Genomic DNA, 799 nt, shown 5'->3' on the forward strand with positions numbered 1-799 from the left:
CCGCCCGCGCTGTCGAACTCCCGCCCGCCGCGCGCCCGATCACGGCCCAGCGTCGGCCACCGACAATCTTCAGACCCGGACCGGCACAGCATTCCCCTCGATTCCACGTCAGGGCCACGCCCTGCCCGGTCCGACACGGAGAAGGCCATGCACCTGCGCGATAACACCCCCCGGGCACTGGCCAAGGTGCCGGCGCTCACCTTCGGCTTCTGGGTGATCAAGGTGCTGGCCACCACGCTGGGCGAAACCGGCGGCGATACGGTATCGATGTCGCTGGGGCTGGGCTATGCGGTCGGCACCGTGATCTTCATGGCGGTATTCCTGCTCGCGGTCGCCGCGCAGATCCGCACCAGCCGCTTCCGGCCGGCGCTGTACTGGCTGACCGTCATCGCCTCCACCACCGTGGGCACCACCCTGGCCGACTTCGCCGACCGCTCGCTGGGCATCGGCTATACCGGCGGCAGCACGCTGCTGCTGGGTTTGCTGCTGGCCACGCTGTTTACCTGGCACCGCACGCTGGGCTCGATCGATATCGGCACCGTGGCCAGCCCACGTGCGGAGGGGTTCTATTGGCTGACCATCATGTGCTCGCAGACGCTGGGCACGGCGCTGGGCGACTGGACGGCCGACAGCGCCGGAATGGGCTACCTCGGCGCGGCGGCGGTCTTCGGCGGTGTGTTGCTGCTGGTGGCCGCCGCCTGGCACTGGAGCCCGATCTCACGCGGAACGCTGTTCTGGACGGCCTTCGTGCTGACCCGGCCGCTGGGCGCGGTGGTCGGCGACTTCCTGGACAAACCGG

General features: G+C 69.6%; 1 protein-coding gene. It reads left to right on the forward strand.

Annotation, left to right across the window (positions count from 1 at the left end; all coding sequences use genetic code 11):
* Positions 1 to 147 precede the first annotated feature (147 nt).
* Positions 148 to 799 (forward strand): COG4705 family protein (locus JCM9942_RS17225; protein ID WP_256202429.1); only part of this gene is annotated, 652 nt, incomplete at its 3' end.

Source organism: Stenotrophomonas pictorum JCM 9942 (assembly GCF_001310775.1).
Taxonomy (GTDB): domain Bacteria; phylum Pseudomonadota; class Gammaproteobacteria; order Xanthomonadales; family Xanthomonadaceae; genus Stenotrophomonas; species Stenotrophomonas pictorum.